Annotated in this window: 20 protein-coding genes, 1 tRNA gene and 1 pseudogene; 9 read left to right on the top strand and 13 right to left on the bottom strand. The window is 47.7% G+C overall.

What is annotated here, in order from left to right:
• The 4 genes from TX85_RS27245 to TX85_RS03595 form a co-directional block, all read left to right on the top strand.
• Positions 1-313, top strand: a 313-nt coding sequence (locus TX85_RS27245; protein WP_044477763.1) for a MarR family winged helix-turn-helix transcriptional regulator, incomplete at its 5' end; no start/stop codon positions are given.
• A gap of 65 nt (positions 314-378) precedes the next feature.
• A complete protein-coding gene (locus tag TX85_RS03605) occupies positions 379-1,461 on the top strand; it encodes a saccharopine dehydrogenase family protein (protein ID WP_044477762.1) in 1,083 nt (360 codons plus the stop codon).
• A gap of 189 nt (positions 1,462-1,650) precedes the next feature.
• A complete protein-coding gene (locus TX85_RS25205; protein WP_049894775.1) occupies positions 1,651-2,241 on the top strand; it encodes a TetR/AcrR family transcriptional regulator in 591 nt (196 codons plus the stop codon).
• Positions 2,234-2,866, top strand: a complete 633-nt coding sequence (locus TX85_RS03595; RefSeq protein WP_044477761.1) for a hypothetical protein — start codon at positions 2,234-2,236, stop codon at positions 2,864-2,866. The genes TX85_RS25205 and TX85_RS03595 overlap by 8 nt, the downstream gene beginning before the upstream one ends.
• Positions 2,867-2,872: 6 nt before the next feature.
• Here the strand turns inward: TX85_RS03595 and TX85_RS03590 are convergent, their stop codons facing one another.
• Positions 2,873-3,499, bottom strand: coding sequence for a GyrI-like domain-containing protein (locus tag TX85_RS03590; protein ID WP_044477760.1), 627 nt, complete (start codon positions 3,497-3,499; stop codon positions 2,873-2,875).
• Between the two features lie 170 nt (positions 3,500-3,669).
• Between TX85_RS03590 and TX85_RS03585 the strand changes: the two genes are divergently transcribed.
• Positions 3,670-4,032, top strand: a complete 363-nt coding sequence (locus TX85_RS03585) for a VOC family protein (protein ID WP_044477759.1) — start codon at positions 3,670-3,672, stop codon at positions 4,030-4,032.
• The gene (locus TX85_RS03580) at positions 4,008-4,592 is read left to right on the top strand and encodes a winged helix-turn-helix transcriptional regulator (protein WP_316244887.1); all 585 of its coding nucleotides are present in this window, start codon (positions 4,008-4,010) and stop codon (positions 4,590-4,592) included. Before TX85_RS03585 ends, TX85_RS03580 begins: the two co-directional genes overlap by 25 nt.
• Positions 4,593-4,679: 87 nt before the next feature.
• Here the strand turns inward: TX85_RS03580 and TX85_RS03575 are convergent, their stop codons facing one another.
• The 10 genes from TX85_RS03575 to TX85_RS03525 all read right to left on the bottom strand — a co-directional run bounded on the left by TX85_RS03575 (position 4,680) and on the right by TX85_RS03525 (position 19,152).
• Positions 4,680-5,603, bottom strand: coding sequence for an SDR family oxidoreductase (locus TX85_RS03575; protein WP_044479772.1), 924 nt, complete (start codon positions 5,601-5,603; stop codon positions 4,680-4,682).
• Between the two features lie 30 nt (positions 5,604-5,633).
• Positions 5,634-6,011: a winged helix-turn-helix transcriptional regulator gene (locus TX85_RS03570; protein ID WP_044477757.1), complete on the bottom strand. Its 378-nt coding sequence runs from the start codon at positions 6,009-6,011 to the stop codon at positions 5,634-5,636.
• A gap of 164 nt (positions 6,012-6,175) precedes the next feature.
• Positions 6,176-6,739 (bottom strand): 6-phospho-3-hexuloisomerase, encoded by a 564-nt coding sequence (hxlB, locus tag TX85_RS03565; protein ID WP_044477756.1) that lies wholly within the window; start codon positions 6,737-6,739, stop codon positions 6,176-6,178.
• Between the two features lie 5 nt (positions 6,740-6,744).
• Positions 6,745-7,377, bottom strand: a complete 633-nt coding sequence (gene hxlA, locus TX85_RS03560; protein WP_044477755.1) for a 3-hexulose-6-phosphate synthase — start codon at positions 7,375-7,377, stop codon at positions 6,745-6,747.
• A gap of 143 nt (positions 7,378-7,520) precedes the next feature.
• Complete coding sequence (locus TX85_RS03555; RefSeq protein WP_233500595.1) at positions 7,521-8,069, bottom strand: hypothetical protein; 549 nt, start codon at positions 8,067-8,069, stop codon at positions 7,521-7,523.
• A gap of 737 nt (positions 8,070-8,806) precedes the next feature.
• Positions 8,807-9,280: a GyrI-like domain-containing protein gene (locus TX85_RS03550; protein WP_044477754.1), complete on the bottom strand. Its 474-nt coding sequence runs from the start codon at positions 9,278-9,280 to the stop codon at positions 8,807-8,809.
• 49 nt (positions 9,281-9,329) lie between these two features.
• Positions 9,330-12,002 (bottom strand): MerR family transcriptional regulator, encoded by a 2,673-nt coding sequence (locus TX85_RS25200; protein WP_049894774.1) that lies wholly within the window; start codon positions 12,000-12,002, stop codon positions 9,330-9,332.
• A 182-nt stretch (positions 12,003-12,184) separates the two neighbouring features.
• Positions 12,185-13,282, bottom strand: a complete 1,098-nt coding sequence (locus TX85_RS03535; protein ID WP_044477751.1) for a glycosyltransferase — start codon at positions 13,280-13,282, stop codon at positions 12,185-12,187.
• Between the two features lie 333 nt (positions 13,283-13,615).
• The gene (locus tag TX85_RS03530) at positions 13,616-17,512 is read right to left on the bottom strand and encodes an NTTRR-F1 domain (protein WP_044479770.1); all 3,897 of its coding nucleotides are present in this window, start codon (positions 17,510-17,512) and stop codon (positions 13,616-13,618) included.
• Between the two features lie 962 nt (positions 17,513-18,474).
• Positions 18,475-19,152, bottom strand: a complete 678-nt coding sequence (locus TX85_RS03525; protein WP_044477750.1) for a lactate utilization protein — start codon at positions 19,150-19,152, stop codon at positions 18,475-18,477.
• Between the two features lie 112 nt (positions 19,153-19,264).
• On the opposite strand from TX85_RS03525, the gene TX85_RS03520 reads away from it, so the two are divergent.
• Positions 19,265-19,930, top strand: a complete 666-nt coding sequence (locus TX85_RS03520) for a Crp/Fnr family transcriptional regulator (protein ID WP_044477749.1) — start codon at positions 19,265-19,267, stop codon at positions 19,928-19,930.
• A 20-nt stretch (positions 19,931-19,950) separates the two neighbouring features.
• A pseudogene (locus TX85_RS26465) lies at positions 19,951-20,049 on the top strand (IS5/IS1182 family transposase); the annotation flags it as partial.
• A gap of 321 nt (positions 20,050-20,370) precedes the next feature.
• Here the strand turns inward: TX85_RS26465 and TX85_RS03515 are convergent.
• Positions 20,371-21,345, bottom strand: a complete 975-nt coding sequence (locus TX85_RS03515) for an NTTRR-F1 domain (protein ID WP_187375128.1) — start codon at positions 21,343-21,345, stop codon at positions 20,371-20,373.
• Positions 21,346-21,872: 527 nt separating this feature from the next.
• Here TX85_RS03515 and TX85_RS03510 point away from each other — a divergent pair.
• Positions 21,873-22,583 carry a hypothetical protein gene (locus TX85_RS03510; RefSeq protein ID WP_044477748.1) on the top strand — a complete coding sequence of 237 codons (711 nt, stop codon included), beginning with the start codon at positions 21,873-21,875 and terminating at the stop codon, positions 22,581-22,583.
• A gap of 317 nt (positions 22,584-22,900) precedes the next feature.
• Here the strand turns inward: TX85_RS03510 and TX85_RS03505 are convergent.
• Positions 22,901-22,973 (bottom strand) — tRNA-Ala (locus TX85_RS03505).
• Positions 22,974-23,123 lie beyond the last annotated feature (150 nt).

Raw genomic sequence — 23,123 nt, 5'->3', positions numbered from 1 at the left:
TACTATTGATGCCATCGGCTATGATGGAGCCATCCTCATGAGTGAATTGGCTGCACGTCTTGGCGTAACCAAGGGAGCAATCACCCAACTGGTTGATCGGCTGGAGTCGAAATCATTAGTCCTGCGCTCTCCGCATCCCACCGATTCAAGAAGCTCCCTCCTGTCACTCACCGACATGGGAAAGGAGGCTTATCTAGCCCATGAAGCGGGACGTAACTCCTTTTATAACCAGCTTCGCTCACAGTTGACAGAACAAGAAATTGAAGTGTTCGAAAAAAGTATAAATATATTAAACCGCATGTTAGACAAGTAATTTTTTTTGGATATTTAGTTTAGATATTAAACTAAATCAAAAGTTAAGTCATTGGAGGAATCATCATGTTAAGAGACCAAATTGTCGTCATTGGCGGATATGGACATGTCGGACAAGGCATATGCCAAGTGCTTGCGAAGAGCTATCCGGGCAAGGTCTATGCAGCCGGTAAAACACTCTCCCGGGCAGATGCCTTCAGCCAGGCCACAGATGGACGGGTTCAACCGATGCAAATCGATATACGCGAAGTACCGGACGAGCAATTGCTGGCTGGAGTTAAGCTAGTAATTATGTGCCTGGACCAGCAAAATACGGCATTCGTCGAAGTGTGCCTGAAGCAGGGGATACGGTATATAGATGTATCTGCCGACTATCGGTTTCTGTCTCAAGTCGAGCGGCTTCATCCACTAGCAGCTGCAAACGGCGCAACAGCCATCCTGAGCGTCGGACTTGCCCCGGGTTTAACAAACCTATTGTCTCTTCAGGCTGCCAGGCTCTTGGATAAGACGGACAATATCAACATCTCCCTCATGCTTGGATTAGGCGATTCCCATGGCAAAGCAGCCATTGAATGGACAATAGATAATCTGCGTAGAGACTTTCATACGATAACGCAAGGAAAAAGCCTGCCGCACTCCAGCTTAACAGATGGGCGAAAAACCGACTTCGGCGGTAATTTGGGACGTCGTACAGCATATCGTTTTAATTTTGCCGACCAGCATATTCTACCTAGGACTGTGCAAGTGCCTGACGTTTCAACCCGGCTCTGCTTCGATCATACCTTTCTTACCTGGTTTATGAGCGTCTTAAAACGTATTGGAATCCTCAACATGCTAAACGTGGGTTGGATCCGGAATGGGGCTGTCAGCCTGTTCAGTGCTATGAAGCTCGGCAATCCCCTGTTCGCACTCAAAATTGATGCCTACGGTGAATTGAAAGGCCTGCCTGCCCATGCGGAATGCTTTCTGCAGGGCACTGAAGAGGCGGCGATCACGGCACGGGTAGCTGTCTTGCTGGCAAGGAAGCTCTATGCCGTCGAAATGGAACCGGGCGTGTTCCACATTGAGCAATTGTTCCGCTATGAATCCTTCGAACAGGACTTGGCCGACATTGCGGACATGTCGTCTCAGGTCACGGTCAGAACATAGAAGGGACCGACACTATCACCCGGCTGACAGCAAATCGGTTAACATTCATCCTGAGCCAGAGATTTCTCATTATAAGGCGCATGATATTTAGGCGATTGAAATGGTTATTTTTGCATAGACAAATGAGGGAAGTTTTGCTATATTAATCACTGAACAACGTTCAAATCATTGTTCAGTTAGGAGGACATGATGGTCCCAAGAAATGATGCTAAAAAAGCAATTGTTGATGCAACTATAGAATTGATTCAAGAAAGCGGCGGGAATACCGAAGAACTGACCGTAAGAACCATCGCCGAAAGATCCAATGTAGGAATAGGATTGATCAATTATCACTTTCAAACCAAAGACAATCTGATCGAGGTTTCTGTTCAGCAAATTATCGGCGAGGTCATATCCAAATTCAAGCCAGATATGAACGGGAATTTGAATCGCATTGAGCAACTAAAAAACGTGGTAAAATCGGTTGCCGATTTCTTAGCGGGTAATCCATCCGTCGCACGAATCTCTATTCTTGGCGATTTTAAAACACCGAAAACATTCGATAATACAATGCAAACCGTGAAAGGATTTGGCCTATCCCTAAAAGACGTGAATTTTCCGGACAAGGACAAAACCTTGCTGATGTTTATGATAACCTCGGTCCTGCAGGCTGTTTTTCTGAGAAGGGAACTAAGTGAAGAGCTATTCGGATACCAGTTTGACGACAAGGTTCAAAGAGACCGGTTCATAGATGTCATCATGAACTATATGAAATGGGAGGGGACAGATTCCAATGAATAAACAGCTAGGTTTTTATTCATCCATCATCGCCGGAGGTTGTACGATTCTATTTTTGATTGGACTTGTTACTTTTAACGGTGGGCTTAGCTATTTCGTATGCCTGTTGCTAGGCTGGGCCTATGTGTTGCTGGCCTGCGCATTCGCTCAGGAAGCGGAAGAAGATAAGAAAGGAGTTGCTCTGGGAGGCGTGGCGATTGCAGTTATTTATTCGGTTTTTACGAACTTCGTGTATTATTCGCAATTGACGACCGTTGCCCATCAGTCTGCAAGTCCGGCGGTCATCGAAGCAATCACCTTTACGCCTGGCAGCTGGGTGTTCGGATTCGACATCATGGGGTACGGGTTAATGGCATTATCCACCTTTCTCATCGGCCTAACCATCCGTGCACAAACTGGAAAAGAGCGGGTGATGAAATATATGTTCCTTATCCATGGGGCATTTTTCCCGGTTTGCGTGCTTCTTCCGATGTTTAACGTGTTTAAGCAAGGCGGCGAATCTGATATGTCTGGTGTAATCGCTCTTATCTTTTGGTGCATCTATTTCGCCCCGGTAATGGCGCTGTCTACTCTTTATTTCCGGAGTCGTAAACGAGAAAGCAACCCCCTTGCTTCTGCAAAAGCCTGATACCGCTCATCTGCTCTTTTCAGCATGGAATCTTAACACCGTTTTTAGCTTCTCCGGCTTTGTCTTTCGAGGGTCGGACAAATAGATTTCCCGATGCAGTTTACTAGTGCGGCTGTAACCATTCTCTGCACAAAAGGCTTCCATTCGGGCAAAGCTCGCCGGCTCACCGTCGTAACTGCCAATATGCAGCATTTGACAGCATAGACCTTCTTCCATGGACTCAAAACGGACGGTCTCCAGAAACGGATTGGGCTTTTTCCCTTTTACCTGTTCCAGAAACCGCTGAAATCCTTGCTCCGTCAAAAAATCCGGTTGGCGTATCATCAATGTGTATTTGTAGTTGCTTTTGTCCGTTGAGGGTTTGGTTCGATCCACTAAATCCCAGACCCCCTCCATCGGAAAAACAGTATATTCGTAGTAACCCTCCGGCACATCCTTGCTTTTGTATGACATCCTTACGGCATAGCATAAGCTGTACAAAGCCTCAACCGCCCTAGAGAACTCCTCTCCGTTTGGGTCTCCGGAGCCCTCCACCATTATAAAATTCATGTTCGGAACTTGTATAATCTCTGGAGACGACTTCGGCAGATACAGCTGCTTGAAATCCTTCTTGAAATCCACTTTACGATTCAATGGATATAACCCCCTAATATCATGTTAGCCTCAGTATATCACCCTAAATATGACATTTACCGAGGCCTTTTTCATATTAATGAAAATCCCTGGACCATTTTAGGTACGAATCATTTACTACCGAAATAATACTTGATATACTATCGGTATTAATCTATTGGAGGTGCTCTATGTTTAAACCAGGCGTAACCATATGGTACAGCGTGAAGAGCTTGAAAGACACAATCCACTTTTACAAGGAGCTATTGGGATTCGAGCTTGTCTTTCATGATGCTGACTCTGGAATGGCTATGGTAAATACGACTACGAAGGATTGTATTATCGGATTCTCCGAGGCAGAAGAGGTTATTCCTTCCACATCATCCACCGTATTTGAGGTTTATGATATTGAGACCTCCAGACGATCCTTGGAGCAAAAGGGCGTAACCTTCATCGGTGAGACAGAGACCGTACCCGATATGGCAAAGCTGGCGACTTTTGTGGATCCTGACGGACACAGCCTGATGTTATCCGAGGAATTGAGTCCGCTCTGAGTACGCAAGGTCAAGTTCTTCAGCTCTCGCAAGAGCTCTCGGGACAATGGACGGTGCCTATTCTAGTATCACTGGAGAAATGCAGGGGCCGTTTCACCCCGATACAGCATCATTTGCAAATATCTCCGGGACGTTTAAGCGACAATCTGAAGCGGATGACGGAAAGCGGTCTGCTCCGGCATCTATCGCCCTATGAGCGGCGTCATCCCGCGCTGCCCGAATATGTGCTGACAGAAAAGGGCCGGCTGTTCCGGGAGGCAGCTCTGATGCTCCAAGCAGCCGAGCTTGAGCTGGGATACGGCAGATTGTCGGCTAAAGCCTGGAATATGCCCGTTTTGCTCGCGCTGCATTACAAACATGAGCACTTTCAAGATATCCGTCAGGCTTTGCAGCAGGTGACGCCGAGCATGTTATCTGCACGATTGGGTAATCTGCATGAGCTAGGGGCGGTGGACAAGCAATTAATAGCTCAGCCGCGCCCTTCATTTCTGTACCATTTGCAGCAGCCAGCGAAAAGACCCATTCATCGGCTGGCTGACAACCTGGATTCCATCGTGTAGATCTCGTTAAAGGTAACAGTCGAACAAGCGCACATGATAGGCCATGTGCGCTTGTTTTTACTGGGATATGATGCTGAATTCATTTAATCAATGTTCGGTATGCTCCCTTTCAAATCCCACCCATTGAAATCCAGTCGCCTGTTCGCTCCATGCCCAGAACCGTGATGCTTCACTGGAGTCCTCCGCTCGCGTGGACGGAGAAATCCGCTTCTTGCGATAATAATAACCGCCGGATTGCTCCGCCAGCTCCGGAGCAGTGGCAAGGAATATGGCCGTAGAGGAGCCTTCCTCCGGAGAAAGGAAAAAGGGACGCAGCAGCTTGTGCACCATTTTGCCGAACCCGGTTTGGCGATTGACGCCGATGTCAGTCGAGACGGCACCCGGATGCAGGGCGTTCACCGTTACCTTCGTCGCGGCCAGCCGGGCTGCCAGTTCGCGGGTAAACCAGATATTCGCCAGCTTGGAGCGACCATAGGCATTCCAGGTTTTAAAGCCTCTGTTCATGCCTGGATCTTCATAATTCATTCGCCCAATCTTGTGGGCGCCGGAGGAGACTACAACGATTCGTCCTGCGGTGCTGCGCAATAGGAGGGGCATCAGCAGCCCTGTCAGCAGAAAATGACCCAGGTGATTAACCCCAAGCTGCCTTTCGAAGCCATCCTCCGTCACTTCCCGCTTGATCGTAACCACTCCCGCGTTATTGACAAGGACGTCGATATGATCGACCCGTTCCGCAATTTCGGCTGCCGCCGCACGAATACTAGCAAAGGAAGCCAAATCTCCCAATACCATCTCCGCATCGTTGCGACCGCTTCGGCGATTCACCTCATCGACTGCTGCCTGGCCCCGCTTGGCATCCCGAACTAATAACAGAACCTTCATGCCATGCTCGGCTGCGAGCAGAGCCGCTGTTGCCCGCCCCATCCCGCCGCTTGCCCCTGTTACTACAGCAATGCGGTCCTTGCTCACAAATGATTCCGTCCCAGTGGCCTCCGCTTTGAAATCCTCCATCTCCCCGCACATCCCTTCGCCCCATTCCCCTTATTGGGTTCCTGCTTCTTGATTCGAATTCCAAATGACATTTTCTCCGTATTCCTTACCCCAGTCATACATCGCCTTCAACAAAGGCATTAAGCTCTGACCATATTCTGTAAGCGAATATTCTACACGCGGCGGTACCTCGGCATACACCTTCCGCTCCAGTAATTGGTCTTCCTCCAGCTCGCGGAGCTGGTTCGTCAACATCTTTTGTGTAATATGAGGGATTTGTCTCTTCAGCTCGCTGAATCGTTTGGTTCCTTCCAGACCAAGATGCCATAGTATAATCAGCTTCCATTTGCCGCCAATCACAGCAAGAGTCAGTTCTTTTTCACAGTTGATTTCCTGTAGATTGATTCGTTCTTTCACTTCAGAGGCCATGCATCAGAACCTCCTCTCGTTTATTCATTTTCAGACTCAAATGTATATTTATTTTACTACAGTGATGGACTAGTGCAAAACCCGCATCTTACGTTCCATTCAATAAACAGCAATGAAAAAAGACCGGAGTCCTGTTCGCCCAGGAGCTCCGATCTTATAGCTTCTTATTCCAGATTGGCATGCCGGCCAAACATATCTGCCCCCGTAATGCCTTCTATATCCATCAGTGTTAATACCAAAGCATCCAGACAGAGCAGAAGTCCTTGCTCAAACAGAGAACCCATCGGCTGAATTGTGATCGCCGCTCCGCTTGCAGCTGTGTCCTCCTTGGCTGATGCCGGAACCTGAACAATAGCTTCTGCCAGTCGTCCGATGGTGGATTCCGGCTTGATGGTAATCAGTCCAACCCTTGCCCCGATCCTAACAGCCTTCTCTGCCATCAATGCCAGGCTTCCCGTCTCTCCGGACCCGGAGCATAGCAGCAGCAGATCATTCGGGCCAATTCCAGGCGTCACGGTCTCGCCCACCACATAGACCTGCCGTCCGATATGCATCAAACGCATGGCAAATGCTTTTCCCATGAGTCCGGATCGGCCAGCCCCGGCAATAAACACCTTTTCTGATCGGAGCATAAGCCCTGCCATCGCCTCTAGGTCCGTATTGCTAATACGAGTAAGCGTCCGTTCCAGCTCCTTCAGAATTTCGGTGGCATAATGTGTGCTGCTCATGCTGCTTAGCCTTGCTTGATCAAGCGTTGAATTTCGGACGCCACTGCCGCTTTATCCTCGGCGCCGGTAATGCCGCCGCCAACGATAACAAGATCGGGGGCAGCTTTAATTACCTCAGGCAAGGTCTCAAGCTTGATCCCGCCTGCAACCGCAGTCTTGGCATTTGTCACGGCACGTTTGATCGTCAGCAGATCTTCGAATGGGTTCTCTCCAACCGCTTGTTGATCATATCCGGTGTGTACGCAAATATAATCAACGCCGAGCGCATCGACTTCACGCGCCCGCTTCTCAAGATCCGCCACGTTGATCATGTCCACCAAAATCTTTTTGTTCTGCTTTTTGGCTTCTTCCACTGCACCCTTGATCGTCATATCATTGGATACGCCCAGTACGGTTACCAGATCCGCACCCGCCTCGGCTGCCTTCATGATTTCGTACCCGCCGGCATCCATAATCTTCAGATCGGCCAGCACCTCCAGATGAGGAAAGGCATCCTTCATCGCCTTTACTGCGTGCAAGCCTTCATTAATTACAATCGGCGTACCGATTTCAACAATGTCCACGTAGGACTCAACCTCTTTCACAAGTGCAATTCCATCCGGTATATTTACAAGATCCAATGCCAGCTGCAATTTCATAGTTAGTAGCCTCCTAAGTCATTCAATTGACCTTATTGTAAAGATGAATGCTACGAGCCGGAAGTACGCACTTTGAAGTGGGGTAGTTACCTGGAGGATACTAATGATATCTCTGGACATTTATACGCTATACGCCGTCCCTTTCAGATTAAATCAGGACTTTGCGTTGAGCCTAAATATTCATATTGGTAAACCCGACCTGTAGCCCCGGAGGGCACCGCACGGAATTTCCCTTTATCTACAAGGAGCCGACAATACTTGATGACCGTTTCCTTGTGAAGCTCCAGCTCTCTGGCGGCTTTCGCAGGGCGAATCATCCGATGGTGACGAATGGCCAGACGCATCAGTTGCCGCTCAATTCTCCCGAATTTACGGAGAACGCCCCCTTCTTGTCCCGTCGGCGCAACCAAATATGGCGTCAATATACCGCGAAGCATAGCTACAATGAATAAAGGGTTTTCCTTCAGCTCATCCAATGAAATCTCAATATAATGAAAACCTTGCGATTGCAGATAGAGTCCACGATTCAAATCCATGCGATATTTCGTCCGATCCTGCCCATGCGAACCGTAATCCATAATCTCGAACACGAAAAAGTACTCACCCAATTTCCACATGAAATCCGTGTAATAAGACCGTCCCCTCCAATCCTTCACCTCGTATTCGGGATGCAAGCCATTAAAGTGTCCCATAAGCGGCCACCAAACTTTTTCTGCAAATAAACAGTTCCCATAACCATGCCCTCTCCTCAGCGCATCTTTTCGATCTCCTTGCCGCCTGGCTAAATGACTTTCAATCCACTGATCGTGCTCAACCTGAAAACTCAACTTTTTCACCTCAATTCCCCATTTTTGCTCAAAAAAATACCCGGTCATCCTTTATCACTAAAGGAATACCGGGCGTGCTTCGCCAGTCATATCTAGATTTAATAATTATAGTATGTCATTCCCGTTCCAATTTCAAGAAAAAGATGAGCAGCGGGGATTTGTACGTTTTTCCGTATAAAAGTCACGTGTCGGCGTCTAAATTACTGCTGTTTATATGATATTTCGTACAAAATTTCCGATTTTACCCTCCATACAGGATTTTTTATACGACATTTCGTACAAATGCCCTCATAGCAACCGCACAAGCAGATCTTTATACGAAATTCCATACAAATATCCGTTCGTCCACCCAAATACCGCAGTATCTGATCGCCCCGCCCGCTCTTTATACGAAATTCCGCACCAAACTCCCATACCCGCTTACCTCACCCGTCCAATCCTTTGAGAGCACTACCAGATCGCCATCCCAATCCGGGATATAAAGACAGCCGTTATAGTGGGACGATGGTTCTTATCCAGTAATCTGCTTGGGGCTTGGAACGAATTCATCCTATGTCCTCCATTTTGAGGCAGCCGAGTTTTCCCTCTCCCCGTGCCGGCATTTAGCTACTAATCTTTACAGGAATAAACACCTCCATCTGCCCCCAGCCCTGTGCTTCCATAACAGCCTTCGGCGTAATGATATGCCCCATGGAATAGTGATTCGGCCGGATATCAAGCTCAAGAAAATCAGAATTTCCAACGTAATCGAGCACTTCCTTTTGTAGCTTGTCATGTGCCTGCCCGTCACGGTCAGGATAAGCAAAGGTGATGTACAGCCCGCCGTCGAAATCCATGGTTTCAAAGCCACCTGTTTCTCCGTTTTCCGTTAATGCCCAAAGCCAAACCATTCCCTGCTGTTCTTCATCGTAATAAAGGAAGTCCCTGGGCATAAAGCTCTCGCTCGGTTTAGGTGTCACGCTTGAAAAAAACTTGTCAAAGCTTCTCAAAATCCCATCATCGGAAAAATCACCAACCTTGTCTAATCCTGATGTTACCGCCTTGAATGGAGGCAGTGAAATGATTCTGAAATTCATAAAAAGTCCTCCTTAATAAGTGCTTGATTTAAATTTTTTCTTTTTCATGTCATTTTGCCTTAAACTGCTCAATTAAAGCCGAAACCCCATCCATACAATCCGCAAAAGCCCTTAGCTTGTCAGCAATCTTCTTACGTTTGCTTTTATTCTGCAATGCCTCTAGGGTAACATTAAAGCCTCCGCCCAAAGCCTCTAAATCCGTACCGTTGTCATCATTCCAGTAGTGGCCTGTTTTGCGATAAAGCTCAACAATACTGCTAATAAATGTCATATTTGGATCCAAGGCAAGCGCCTTATCTAAAAAGCCCTTGCAACCGCCGCTGTTGGTGGCAAGACAGCAAACGTAAACCGTGTGCATCCCCCAGTTGTCGAATTCTTCCGGCGTAATTTTCTCGAAATAACCTTTTTCAATGTGATCTGCCCATGCATGAAATGCTTTTACTCCAAAGCAATAGTTCTCGCCTTCATAAGTGAGCAGCTGAGGCAGAGATAATATCCGCTCCCGATAGATTCCAGCCAAGTCTTTGCTTTCCTGTTTTTCACCGATAAATAGCCAGCCATGGCAATGATCGTCCTGCTCTACATATCCCTTTGGCAATAAATCTTCCACGGATATGGAATCAGGCACCGTTCCGTCGCCGCCCATATAGAGCAAGGTTTTGCCGTAATCAGCATACCCTACCAGCACCCCCCAGCCAAAACGGTTATGCGGATTGTTGCCATAATCATTTAGAATGATGGGTATTCCCTTGTCAATATACGCCATGAGCATTTGCACATACATTTCACGGTTGGACAGGATTTGCTTCAGCGGAACAAAGGTGCTCGCATACCCACATTTTTCAAAAATTTCTTCAATAACGTGATGGTTCCCTTTTTCACTCAGGCGGTAATCCACTACGCCGCTACCCCGAAAGTAGTTCTTCGAATAAATCTGCGTGAAGTTCTCCCCGGTTAGCCCCGCAAAAAACCAATAGTCGAAATCCCGTTCATCCAGACATTCCATCAGGTAGCTCGCACAGCCGTTGAACCAATAATTCTGACCGTATTCGGGATGAACGATCTGCCTTAAATTAGGCAGTGTGTTATTACTCTGCTTCACATTCATTTTCAATGCCCCCTGCGTTGTATTTGTTTTCGCTGAGGTTTTCAGCTGTGAAATTTTGATCGAGCGGAACCGCTTTTTCCCCTGCCCGTTTGTACCAATTATTATCGTCTCCGGTGTATGTAAGTGTAGGTCCATATTCATATAAGGGAAGCTAACGCCGCAAAAGCGGACTTCGCCGTTCAAAATGACCGCAAAATGCTTTTCACCCACAACCCACGTCAGCTTGTTATAGCGGTCATGGGGAATATTCCCGATTTCCGGATAGGAAAATGCATTCCCTAGAACAGGCTGCTGAAAAGAAAGCGCATGTTTCTTTAAAGCTTTATCGGCATAATTTTCGGCATTCATGGTGTAGGTGCAACCTCCGTGGGAGAACCAGAGGCTACCCTCGGTTGTTCCCCAAAGGTATTCTTCACTCTCTTCCTCCGCCAAAAATTCCATGTCAACCCGAAACGGGAGTCTCACGGCCACATTGGTATCCAGCTTCCTTTCGGAAATCCATGCGATAAATTCAGCCTCGCCATTCTCCAGAACCGTAAAATGGGGATCATAAATCGGCGTGATTTTGTGAAAATCAATACCATATTCCTGCAGAATCGGGTTAGCTCTTTCGATTTCTTCATAAGTGATACTCTCTGTAATTTCAAACTCAGGATAGTCCACAAAATTAGGCTTGCGCTGTCGTACAGGGACATAAATATTTATCCGCTCCCGATTGTTTTCAGGGGAAAACACGGCCTCGATCAACGCTTCATGACGTAAGCTGCCATTATGAAGAAAGTCCACCTCAAAGCTTGGGTTATCGTCAAAGCTTTGCAGCATCCGATACTGTAAGGCCCCCAAGTCTTCATCTGCATAAGTGGACGAAACCGCAAACATGCCACCCGTAAACTCTCTGTATTCAAATGGGAATGCCTTTGTTGATTCGTTACACTTTTCCATGTCAGAGATTTGGCCAGGAAGCTTCTGCATAATAACAATATCCTCACCGCTCTGAAACTCAAACATCGTGCGGCTTCCCGGCTTACCAAAGGGGATTTGATTGGCGGAAAACCAGTCCCAAAAGCTCTCTATTTCCGATTTCCTGCTGTCCGTTCTTATAGATGTAATCATAAGCATTGGCGGCAATGTCACAATATCCATCTCCAGCGGCTTTGCCAGCTTATCCGAAATGGTGTTCAAGGTTTCCATTGACAGATCCTGCTTGGAAGCGGAGAGAAGCTCTTTTTGCGCCTTCTCATAGAGTAAGGGCAGAGCAGAAATATGGGTGATTCCATGGGCAGTCATGGCATTCAGAAAGTCGCTGACAAAGGCTTTTAATTGGGATAGCGTGCTGATTTCGTCATCAATTTCCTCCATGCGCTTAACAAAGCTTTGCACTAAAGTCTCCATGTCCTGATTTTCGTAAATCCGCAGAATATCCTTGATGGAAATTTGCATTTTCCGCAGCACCAAAATCTGCTGCAGCCGATTGATATTTTCACTGTCATAAAAACGGTGCTTCTCAAAGGGCGGACGATCGCTTTTCAGCAAGCCTACTTGTTCGTAATATCTGAGTGTTCTTGAGGATATGCCGAATTTTTCCGTGACTTCAGTTATTTTCACTAGATTCATAACAACCCTCCGTCTCGTTTTGCTATGATTATATCAGTTGACCTAACGTCAATTTCAATGCCTCGTACTCTCAATTAATGAACGTATTTTGAGCAATTAGATAAATAAAAAAGGGAGCCCTTTTCTTGTTGAAAAGAGAACCTCCCTATAAATCATTTACAACAGATTCGGTTTAGCTTTAGTTATAAAAGTTGTTCCTGTTCATCCGTGATATTCAGCTTCTCCTCAAGCAGCTTTTTGTTATGAACAATACTTTTGTCATCAGGTCTATATTTCCTGGCCTCTTCGTTATGAAGGTATGATTCCTTAAATAGACCTAGACGGTAATAACAAACGCTCATATGAAGATGCGGGTACCAGGTCCAGTAGGCAGGAAAACTGAAGCTCCACTGATTCGTATCGGCAGGCAGCTTTGTGGCCAAGTCATACCAGAAAATAGCTGTATGATAGTCATTTTTCCGATAAAAATAATATCCAAGCCGGCTTGCTACTTCAGCTCTGGGTTTACTGTAATCGAAGGAGCGGCACAATGAGGCAAATTCTTGCTGCATATTTCCGAGAAAACGATAGCAATCTGCCATATTGATGCATGCGTTGATTTTATCCTCGACCCATCCTTCTCTAAGCTTCAAATTTTCCTCATAGCTCTCAATGGCTTTTTCGTAATGACCATTCTCCCTCAATTCATTTCCATAGTAAAAATAGTCTCGTGCGCTGAAGGTATCGCCTCGGGCGATCTTGGTTTCGTAAATTTTCAAGTTTCTTCCGACTTTGTGCTCCGTCTTCTTATGGGTGATAGCCACGTCTGAGTTGATAACATAACCGCTCACTTCCAAATAATTGTGTACCTCTCCGCGCCATTGAAAATTTTTAGCTGTTTTAACCAAACGGTTACGGCGATAACGAAGCGTGACGTTTCCGAATTCATCCATGCCCGCATTGTAAAACATAGAGACGGAATCCACGGCTGGATCTAATGTTTCTTTAAGCTCGAGAAATGCTTGTCGGTCTCCCTCAAGAATAACGTCATCAGCATCCAAATATAGAATGTACTCTTTCGTTGCATAAGTAAAAGCATGATTTCTCGCTTCCGAGAAGCTGCCAGTCCACGGAAAGTGAAAAACTCGGTCCGTATATTGTTTGGCGATTTCTATCGTACGGTCTGTTGAGCCCGTATCAATAATGTTAATTTCATCGACAATATCTTTGGCAGAGTCCAGACAGCGAGCAAGAACTTCTTCTTCGTTCTTTACGATCATACAAAGGCTTATGGTAATCATGAGAGTTGTTCCCTTCATTAAAGATAATAAGAGAGGAGAAGGAAGAGGAGAATACTCCCGAAGAGGAAGTATTCTCCGAAGAAGCCAAGAGAAGAACAAGATAACACTTAGGTCAGTCTGGTATATCGATATATCGAAATACATCTGTAATTGGACGACGAAACGTAGATGCATTCTGCAGTGCTGTATTATATGGTCTGGAAACCACATGTGTACCATTCAAAATAAAGTCATGTTGTGAAGTTCATAATATCTTCCGCCGTTGCAGTCCACTAGAGATGTTGGATAAAGAATCTGAAGCAATTCCCTGGTTCAACTGTTCTTAGAAACCTGTTACCCAGTCGGCCCTGTAGGACCAGTAGGACCAGTTGCTCCAGTAGCGCCGGTAGCGCCAGTTGCTCCTGTGGCTCCTGTTGCTCCTGTGACTCCGGTGGCTCCTGTCACACCTGTTGCTCCTGTTACACCAGTTGCCCCTGTTGCTCCGGTGGCTCCTGTTGCTCCAGTGGCTCCAGTCGCTCCTGTTACGCCTGTTGCTCCTGTTGCTCCTGTTGCTCCAGTGGCTCCTGTTGCTCCAGTGGCTCCTGTGGCTCCAGTGGCTCCGGTCGCTCCTGTTGCACCAGTTACTCCGGTCGCTCCAGTTGCTCCGGTGGCTCCAGTTGCACCAGTTGCTCCAGTTACTCCTGTTGCTCCTGTTGCACCTGTGGCTCCAGTCACGCCAGTCGCACCAGTTACTCCAGTTGCTCCAGTCGCTCCAGTTGCTCCAGTTGCTCCAGTTGCTCCAGTTACTCCTGTTACTCCTGTTGCTCCTGTTGCTCCGGTTGCTCCTGTTGCTCCTGTTGCTCCGGTGGCTCCTGTTGCTCCGGTGGCTCCAGTCGCGCCAGTTGCTCCGGTGGCTCCGGTCGCTCCAGTTGCTCCGGTCACGCCTGTTGCTCCGGTTGCCCCGGTTGCTCCAGTTACGCCTGTTGCTCCGGTGGCTCCAGTCACACCAGTGGCTCCAGTTACTCCAGTCGCTCCAGTGGCTCCGGTCGCTCCAGTCACGCCAGTTGCTCCAGTTGCACCAGTTGCTCCTGTTGCTCCAGTTGCTCCAGTTACTCCTGTTGCACCTGTGGCACCAGTTGCTCCTGTTGCTCCAGTTGCTCCTGTTGCTCCGGTGGCTCCTGTTGCTCCGGTGGCTCCAGTTGCTCCAGTCGCTCCTGTGGCTCCTGTGGCGCCTGTCGCTCCTGTGGCTCCTGTTACACCCGTAGCTCCTGTCGCTCCAGTTACTCCTGTTGCTCCAGTTACTCCAGTTGCTCCTGTTGCTCCTGTTGCTCCAGTGGCTCCAGTGGCTCCTGTTGCTCCGGTGGCTCCGGTTGCTCCTGTCACCCCAGTGGCTCCGGTCACTCCTGTTGCTCCGGTGGCTCCAGTCGCTCCTGTTGCTCCAGTTGCTCCAGTTGCTCCAGTTGCTCCAGTTACTCCAGTTACTCCAGTTACGCCAGTGGCTCCTGTGGCTCCTGTTGCTCCTGTTGCTCCTGTGGCTCCTGTTGCTCCTGTTGCACCGGTCACGCCAGTGGCTCCAGTCGCTCCGGTGGCTCCAGTCGCTCCAGTCGCTCCGGTGGCTCCAGTCGCTCCAGTCGCTCCGGTGGCTCCAGTCGCTCCTGTTGCTCCAGTTACTCCAGTCGCTCCAGTTGCTCCAGTTACTCCAGTTGCTCCAGTTACTCCAGTTACGCCAGTTGCTCCTGTTGCTCCTGTGGCTCCAGTTGCACCGGTCACGCCAGTTGCTCCAGTCGCTCCTGTGGCTCCAGTCACGCCAGTTGCTCCTGTTGCTCCTGTGGCTCCAGTTGCTCCAGTTACACCAGTCGCTCCTGTTACACCAGTTGCTCCAGTTACGCCTGTCGCTCCAGTCACACCAGTTGCTCCGGTCGCTCCAGTTGCTCCGGTCGCTCCAGTTACTCCAGTCGCTCCAGTTGCTCCTGTGGCACCAGTTGCTCCGGACGCTCCAGTTGCACCAGTCACACCAGTTGCTCCGGTGGCTCCAGTCGCACCAGTTGCTCCAGTTGCACCGGTGGCTCCTGTTGCTCCGGTCGCTCCAGTTGCTCCAGTTACACCAGTCGCTCCAGTCACGCCAGTCGCACCAGTTACTCCTGGTGCTCCTGTTGCTCCGGTGGCTCCAGTTACTCCAGTTGCTCCAGTCGCTCCAGTTACGCCTGTTGCTCCTGTTGCTCCGGTGGCTCCAGTCACACCAGTTGCTCCAGTCGCTCCAGTTACGCCTGTCGCTCCAGTCACGCCAGTCGCACCAGTTGCTCCTGTTGCACCAGTTGCTCCAGTTGCTCCGGTGGCTCCAGTCACGCCAGTTGCACCAGTTGCACCAGTTGCTCCGGTGGCTCCTGTTGCTCCGGTCACGCCTGTCACTCCAGTTGCTCCAGTCGCTCCAGTTACACCAGTCGCTCCAGTTACTCCATTCGCTCCTGTTGCTCCAGTCACACCAGTCGCTCCAGTTACGCCTGTCGCTCCAGTCACGCCAGTCGCACCAGTTACTCCTGTTGCTCCTGTTGCTCCGGTGGCTCCAGTCACGCCTGCTGCTCCAGTCGCTCCAGTTGCTCCGGTCGCTCCAGTTGCTCCGGTGGCACCAGTTGCTCCGGTCGCTCCAGTTGCACCAGTCACACCAGTTGCTCCGGTGGCTCCAGTCGCACCAGTTGCTCCAGTTGCTCCTGTTGCTCCAGTTGCACCAGTCACACCAGTTGCTCCGGTCGCTCCAGTTGCTCCGGTCGCTCCAGTCACGCCAGTCGCACCAGTTACTCCTGTTGCTCCTGTTGCTCCGGTGGCTCCAGTCACACCAGTTGCTCCTGTTGCACCAGTTGCTCCAGTTGCTCCGGTGGCTCCAGTCACGCCAGTCGCACCAGTTGCTCCAGTTACTCCAGTCGCTCCAGTTGCACCAGTTGCACCAGTTGCTCCTGTTGCACCAGTTGCTCCTGTTGCTCCGGTGGCTCCGATTGCTCCTGTCACCCCAGTGGCTCCGGTCACTCCTGTTGCTCCGATGGCTCCAGTCGCTCCTGTGGCTCCAGTTACTCCAGTCGCTCCAGTTACTCCTGTTGCTCCAGTTACTCCAGTCGCTCCTGTTGCTCCTGTTGCTCCTGTCACACCAGTTGCTCCGGTCGCTCCAGTTGCTCCAGTCACACCAGTTGCTCCAGTCGCTCCAGTTGCTCCAGTTGCTCCAGTTGCTCCAGTTGCTCCAGTTGCTCCAGTTGCACCAGTCACACCAGTCACACCAGTTGCTCCGGTCGCTCCAGTTGCTCCGGTCGCTCCAGTTGCACCAGTTGCTCCAGTTACACCAGTCGCTCCAGTCACGCCAGTCGCACCAGTTACTCCTGTTGCTCCTGTTGCTCCTGTTGCTCCGGTGGCTCCAGTCACACCAGTTGCTCCAGTCGCTCCAGTTACGCCTGTCGCTCCAGTCACGCCAGTCGCTCCTGTGGCTCCAGTTACTCCAGTCGCTCCTGTTGCTCCAGTCACACCAGTTGCACCAGTCGCACCTGTGGCTCCAGTCACGCCAGTTGCTCCAGTTACACCAGTTGCTCCAGTGGCTCCAGTCACACCAGTTGCTCCGGTCGCTCCAGTCACGCCAGTTACTCCAGTCGCTCCTGTGGCTCCAGTTACTCCAGTCGCTCCAGTCACGCCTGTTGCTCCGGTCGCTCCAGTCGCACCAGTTACGCCTGTAGGTCCTGTAGGTCCTGTAGGTCCAGTTGGTCCTGTAGGTCCACTGATGCCGTTAAATAGAAGGACTCCAATATCATCGACCAAGATATCAGCTGCTCCTGCTTGAGGTATCACGCTGATTGTAATAAGTGCTTGCGTAGTTCCCTGTGGAGCAGGGGTAGTAATGTTATACAACTCCAGCCATTGTTCAGATGTTATGTCTGGAATTCGACCACTATAGTTGATAGCGATTAACCCCATCCCAAGGAAGTTTATTGCCGCATCATAGAATGCAACGGATACACTAACCAATGGGCTAGGCAGCGCACCGATTTTGGATAGTGAATAAATGACACCTAGATTTTCTCCTTCCTGAATAGTAAAAAACTGTGAGAGAAAAGAGTTCGTAGGCCCTCCTGATAACTGTGCACTGAAAAATCCCGAGTGGCTATATGTTGCGTTAATTGTTGCAGCTTGTGAGAACCATGGAGTTAAGGTCCCAGTCTCAAATTGACCGTTAACTACAAGATTGATTAAATTCACTAAATCTTTCACCTCCATCATAATTACTCCAATGAAATCAGAGACTTGTACATCATATGTAGTTAAAGTCAAATGTGTCTCCGCTGTAAGTAACTGATAACAGTATATTTTTTAAGACTCCATCTAAAAATCAGTGCTTGAGGATTAATGAAACAAATGATGTCGATTACATGCCATCAGGATCCCTACATTATAATGGCTTTGATTATATGACCTTCTTCCGTCACACTTGCCCATTAACAGCAATGATAATTGCCGACCTCTTCTTGCCAGGTTCGTAGGGTTCTTAAAGTGTTTGAACTGCCTGAAGAGTGATTTGAACGCCTTATGTTCAGCACCGGTCAAACCAAGTTTGGAAATTGCAAAGGCGGGTGAGCAGTCATACCAAGTTGTGGCGCCTACGAGGATCGAATCCCTGACCTCATCGCTGCCAGTGATAAGTTCTGCTCGTGCGATTATTTCGACAGACTTAGCCGTTAGAAAACTGTGATCTCAAAAAAACCAACCTCTTGATCAATAGTACAGATTTTGTTAATCTGAAAGAGAATTATCGGTGTGAAACACATGCCGCTTTGATTAATGAAACCACATGGTTTCATCAATCAAAGCGGTATTTTTTATTTTAGAGAGGGAAGGGATTAAATTGTCACGTTTTGGATGGGCTGGGTCACTATGTGGGCTACCAATCGAAGATTGTTCTATAAGTGGTTTAGTCCGCTTCTGCTGTCCATACAAAAATCACAATAGTACACTTGCTCAATATTCGTTCCCAATTTCGATTTAGAGACTATAATCAATAAACAAAAAACCTTATTCAAGGGACTGTTGACAAAGTGAGGCTAGGGGTCATTTCCCCTAGCCTCACTTCAGTCATTGCGTAGTTTCTTTTCATTGTTCCAAAACTACCCTCACACCACACTCGCCTTGCAATGGGGGCTTTTTTATATGTCGTTTGGCAGCTATTAAACTATAATCCTTATTCAAAATCCCAAAGATTCGCCAACGAGGATAATCTTTATTCTCCCGGCCGGTTTACACATTCTTGTTTGGACGATGTAAGAACAGATACAATCATCTGTTTTACAATCTCCGCAAGCACCATTGATCAAGCAGGGCGTTTTTTGCGGCGAATGTAAAAATGGGCTGGACGAACACGAACAGCGGTATGCATTAATGGGGGCCGCATATGTTCTGGCTCTTATAACTGCGTCTTCAGCGGTCTTGCAAACCTTATTCATCCCAACGATAGCAACAACACTTTTCGGTCCAAAGGTAATCGCCGCTGTTCGATTGCCCACACTGTCTATATTGACCAATATGCCATCTTCGCTAACGGCGTTAAAGCTCGTTAAATAGGTGTCGCACAAAAGAGCTTGGCGCATGAGGTCATAACGTTCCTCCATTGATTGTGCTTTATCACGATCAGTGATTATATAGCTGCCTTGACGCACTCGATTAAGAAGCCCGATTTCCTCAAGCGTAACTGACCCACCCCATGATACCGAAGAATGTTCCGGAATAAATAATAGTGCCTTTTCTACAGCTTCTATGGCGTTATCACAGTAATAAGCCTCAAACTTTCTGCTTTGCAGATTTTTAATAACCTTTGAGGCTAAAAGTCGATTTCTCGCTTTTATTGCAGTTTCTTTCTTTTGCATTGTCTTTCCTCCATTCTGACATCAGAAAAGGTGACTAACTTTTTGTGTATTTATGATTAATATAGTATGGTAAAAAGAAAAAGTATGTTGCATGTGCAACGAGGAGTCTCTCATGAACAACTTAGATTCCCTATGTCAATCACGTTTATTTTCGGGGATTTCTCCAAATGATATTCCCCAAATGCTTAAATGCCTATCGGCCACACGGAAAGAATATGCAAAAGATGAGATGGTTGTCCGTGAGGGCGATTTAGTTGATGATGTCGGCATCATATTGCAGGGCAGCGCTCAAAGTACGAAATTAAGCGTTGCGGGAAAACAAATTATTGTATCCCTCCATTATCCGGGTGGATATACCGCAGTTTTAACAGCGGCTAGCCGTGGAAGAAGATGCCCTATGTCAGTACAGGCAATAGAACCGCTTGAGGTTCTGTTTATTCCTATCAAAAGCATATTGAGCCGTTGTACGAAGTTATGTATGGCACACGAACAATTACTTGGCAATCTTTTTGATAGTATTGCAGAACGAGCGTTAGAACTGCATGATCGAAATGATTGTCTGATTATGCCTACTATTCGGGATAAGGTCTTAACTTATTTAACAAAAGTTATGCGTGAAACTGGAACAGAAACTTTTACTATTCCTTTTGATAGAGAAGCGATGGCCGAGTACTTAAATGTAGATCGAAGTGCTTTATCCAGAGAGCTTGCATGGATGAAGCGGGACGGCTTGATTGACTTTTATAGGAACGAATTTAAGCTATTGCAAAAGCAGTAGAAAAATATTAAGCATGGAACGGGAGAAAGAAGGGGGGCCTTCAGCAAGCAATTGGGCGTTCCCGCGGCGGATTGACGACCAAAATTCATGCGGATGTGATGCTTTGGGCAATCCTCTGCGCTTTGAGGTGACTGGTGGCCAATGCCACGACTCGGTAAACGGATACGAGATGCTGTGCCAGATGGAGCTAACGAAAAGAAGTCTTGGCGGATCCCGCAGAAGTGAAGCATTCCCGCCGATTAGCGACCCGTTATGAACAAACTAGCCTGCTCTTACAAAGCATGTTGCCCCCGTTCCTGTCCCTGCATCAAAGGTGGATGCGAATCTCAGACTATTTTGATATAGGGTTACGATTGGCATGGTTCCTCACCTCCCTACCTAAAAATAGTGTATGTGGTAGATTCGGAAGTAGTAAAGGCAAAGGAACGGGGAATTCCATTTTACACTTGAACATTAAATTGTACAGTCTCAATAATGATCGGCGTACCGGCAAATATGGTGCCGCTTTGTGCAGGAAAGAACAACATGTCGGGACTTACGTTGTACGCATTGCCTGGTTGCACGAGACCGTTAATGAATAGATTATTAAAGCTGTTTGTGCCTAGTCCAGAAAATTCGGTAACGCTGTTTCCATCATCATCGCTGAACTCCCCCGCAGGAATTGTAACAGAGGAGGATAAGTCCAGATCTGTAGGTGGGAAATAAAAGTACCGGTTTGCGGTAGGAATAATTTCGATTGCCGAAATGTCACCCGTCGGGCCTGTTGCACCAGTGGCTCCTGTTGCCCCAGTTACTCCAGTTACACCAGTGGCTCCAGTGGCTCCAGTGGCTCCAGTGGCTCCAGTTACGCCGGTTGGTCCTGTTGGTCCTTTAGGTCCTGTAAGTCCAGTTGGTCCAGTTGGCCCTGTAGGTCCACTGATGCCGTTAAACAGAAGGACTCCAATATCATCGACCAGGATATCAGCTGCTCCTGCTTGAGGGATCACGCTGATTGTAATAAGTGCTTGCGTAGTTCCCTGTGGAGCAGGAGTAGTAATGTTATACAACTCCAGCCATTGTTCAGATGTTACGTCTGGAATTCGACCACTATAGTTGATAGCGATTAACCCCATTCCAAGGAAGTTTATTGCCGCATCATAGAAAGCAACGGATACACTAACCAATGGGCTAGGCAGCGCACCGAACTTGGATAGTGAATAAATGACTTCTAGATTTTCTCCTTCCTGAATGGTAAAAAACTGTGAGAGAAAAGAGTTGGTAGGCCCTCCTGATAACTGTGCACTGAAAAATCCCGAGTGGCTATATGTTTCGTTAATTGTTGCAGCTTGTGAGAACCATGGGGTTACGGTCCCAGTGTCAAATTGACCGTTAACTACAAGATTGATTAAATTCACTAAATCTTTCACCTCCGTCATAATTACTCCAATAAAATTGGGAGACTTGTACATCTTATGAAACTAAAGTCAAATGTGTCTCCGCAGTTAGTAACTGATAACTGTGCATTTTTTTAAAGACTCATCTAAAAATCAGTGCTTGACGGTTAATGAAACAAACGATGTCGATTGCATTCCATTAGAATCCCTGCGACATTGATTATATGACCTTTTTCCGTCATCCTTGCCCATCAAGCAATGATAATTAACGACCGCTTCTGCCATTTCGTAGGGTTCTTAAAGTGTTTTGAACTGCCTGATGAGTGACTCGGGTGCCTTATGTACAAACCGATTTTTGCAATTGCAAAGGCGGGTGAGCAGTCATACCAAGTTGTGGAGCTTAGGGACAAACCCCTGACCACTCCACTGCCAATGATGCGATCCCCACCTTTAGCCTGCTTCACTGACAAACCTAAAAGGCCCGACCTCTTGATCAATAGTACAGATTATGTTAATTTGAAAGAGAATTATCGGTGTGAAGTACATGCCGCTTTGATTAATGAAACCACATGGTTTCATCAATCAAAGCGGTATTTTTGTTTCACAGAGAGGAGGATAAAATTATAAATTTTGAAATTGAATTTGAAGAATGGATTTCTGAACAGACCGCTTATGAATCGAATCCTAGAAGGCGAGAGTTGCTTGGGAAAGGGCTAGGTCACGGAACCGTGGAGTTTCTTAGAAGGATATGGTATCCGGCCATCGGGAACTTCAATGATTTGCATGCGGAATGGGAGGTGCGGGATCTGAACAATCGGCACCGTTACCTCGATCTTGCGTATATGCCTGCCGACGCGAAAGGATGTATCGAAATTCATGGGTTCAGTTCGCATGCAAGAGATATCGAAGCTTGGCGATTTAAAGACTTATGTATGAAGCAAGCTATGTTAAGCCTTGACGATTGGTTATTCCTACCTATCGCTTACTTGTCCATCAAGGAAGATCCTTCCCTTTGTAAACAGCTTGTTCTCTCCTTTGTTGGCAAGTTTACCTCTTTTCCCGCTTCGCACTCCTTAGATTGGACTGAAAATGAGACTATACGTTATGCGAGGCGGCTTCTACGGCCATTCACTGCTAAAGAACTCGCTTCCCATCTCCAACGTTCAGAGAAGCATGCAAGGCGCATTCTACAGCAACTTGTAGATAAACACTGGCTGACTGTTGTTGATGACAAGCAAAGGTACCGTACCTGGCAGCTTCCGCCACACTTGTTCCTCTAACGGACATTTTGGAATGTTAGAACACACTAATATGATACTTTGATCGATAACGGACATTTTCTGCCTTTAGGATGCTCAACGAGCTTTTTTTCTACCGATAGTTGCTCCTAAGATGACAAAATGTCCGTTAGAACTTTTTTGAATGAAAGAATGGCTGCTAAGGAGATATAATGTCCGTTAGGAAAAGTGGGGAGCTGGCATACCTTGGGTTTAGGTCCCCGTTCGGATTCTCGTTCGGACTCCGGTTTGGGTCCCCGTTATAGCAATCATTAAAACGAAAAATCCCGATCCATTCGGATCGGGATTTTCATTGAATATGGAGCCTAGGGGGATCGAACCCCTGACCTCATCGCTGCCAGCGATGCGCTCTCCCAGCTGAGCTAAGGCCCCCTAATTTAGTTAACGCTGGTTTCATAGCGACCCTTTGAGTATATAAAATCCTTCATAACTTGTCAAGAAGCAAATGTGTAAGTGCAAATGTGTAAAAAAACTGCCGACAGACAGCGTCTCCTCACGCTTTTACCATCGGCAGTTCTATCG

Source organism: Paenibacillus antibioticophila (genome assembly GCF_000455265.1).
Classification (GTDB): Bacteria; Bacillota; Bacilli; order Paenibacillales; family Paenibacillaceae; genus Fontibacillus; species Fontibacillus antibioticophila.
This window is presented reverse-complemented; position numbering and strand designations above follow the sequence as displayed.

What these genes read in the sequence shown, in the direction of transcription:
- TX85_RS03550 (WP_044477754.1), bottom strand. Translation starts at nt 9,280, where the DNA reads ATGAATTTCAGAATCATTTCACTGCCTCCATTCAAGGCGGTAACATCA.
- TX85_RS03595 (WP_044477761.1), top strand. Translation starts at nt 2,234, where the DNA reads ATGAATAAACAGCTAGGTTTTTATTCATCCATCATCGCCGGAGGTTGT.
- TX85_RS03520 (WP_044477749.1), top strand. Translation starts at nt 19,265, where the DNA reads ATGAACAACTTAGATTCCCTATGTCAATCACGTTTATTTTCGGGGATT.
- TX85_RS03515 (WP_187375128.1), bottom strand. Translation starts at nt 21,345, where the DNA reads ATGACGGAGGTGAAAGATTTAGTGAATTTAATCAATCTTGTAGTTAAC.
- TX85_RS25200 (WP_049894774.1), bottom strand. Translation starts at nt 12,002, where the DNA reads ATGAATCTAGTGAAAATAACTGAAGTCACGGAAAAATTCGGCATATCC.
- TX85_RS03575 (WP_044479772.1), bottom strand. Translation starts at nt 5,603, where the DNA reads ATGGAGGATTTCAAAGCGGAGGCCACTGGGACGGAATCATTTGTGAGC.
- TX85_RS03555 (WP_233500595.1), bottom strand. Translation starts at nt 8,069, where the DNA reads ATGGGACACTTTAATGGCTTGCATCCCGAATACGAGGTGAAGGATTGG.
- TX85_RS03535 (WP_044477751.1), bottom strand. Translation starts at nt 13,282, where the DNA reads ATGATTACCATAAGCCTTTGTATGATCGTAAAGAACGAAGAAGAAGTT.
- TX85_RS03510 (WP_044477748.1), top strand. Translation starts at nt 21,873, where the DNA reads ATGGTTTCATCAATCAAAGCGGTATTTTTGTTTCACAGAGAGGAGGAT.
- hxlA (WP_044477755.1), bottom strand. Translation starts at nt 7,377, where the DNA reads ATGAAATTGCAGCTGGCATTGGATCTTGTAAATATACCGGATGGAATT.
- TX85_RS03605 (WP_044477762.1), top strand. Translation starts at nt 379, where the DNA reads ATGTTAAGAGACCAAATTGTCGTCATTGGCGGATATGGACATGTCGGA.
- TX85_RS03585 (WP_044477759.1), top strand. Translation starts at nt 3,670, where the DNA reads ATGTTTAAACCAGGCGTAACCATATGGTACAGCGTGAAGAGCTTGAAA.
- TX85_RS03525 (WP_044477750.1), bottom strand. Translation starts at nt 19,152, where the DNA reads ATGCAAAAGAAAGAAACTGCAATAAAAGCGAGAAATCGACTTTTAGCC.
- hxlB (WP_044477756.1), bottom strand. Translation starts at nt 6,739, where the DNA reads ATGAGCAGCACACATTATGCCACCGAAATTCTGAAGGAGCTGGAACGG.
- TX85_RS03530 (WP_044479770.1), bottom strand. Translation starts at nt 17,512, where the DNA reads ATGGAGGTGAAAGATTTAGTGAATTTAATCAATCTTGTAGTTAACGGT.
- TX85_RS25205 (WP_049894775.1), top strand. Translation starts at nt 1,651, where the DNA reads ATGGTCCCAAGAAATGATGCTAAAAAAGCAATTGTTGATGCAACTATA.
- TX85_RS03570 (WP_044477757.1), bottom strand. Translation starts at nt 6,011, where the DNA reads ATGGCCTCTGAAGTGAAAGAACGAATCAATCTACAGGAAATCAACTGT.